At 41.4% G+C, this 256-nt stretch carries 1 protein-coding gene; it reads right to left on the bottom strand.

The genetic code is table 11. From position 1 onward, the window contains the following. On the bottom strand, positions 1-256 hold a 256-nt coding region (locus tag ACW689_RS21520), incomplete at both ends, for a transposase (RefSeq protein WP_476294457.1).

Genomic DNA, 256 nt, shown 5'->3' on the forward strand with positions numbered 1-256 from the left:
AGCTTACGCTTTTTGATGGCTTTGCGGATAACTGAGTTCAGCGATTCAATGGCATTTGTAGTGTAAATAGCTTTCCTAATATCTTCGGGGTAATTAAATAAGGTGCTGACGTTTTGCCAATTATTACGCCATGAGCGAGAGATATTAGGGTATTTGCTATCCCAGCGTTGCTCGAACTGTTCTAAAGCCATTAAGGCTTCGTCTTCAGTTACTGATTGGTATATGCGCTTTAAATCAGCCGTGATGGCCTTGTAGT

The organism is Pseudoalteromonas sp. ABE4_541, from assembly GCF_056312285.1.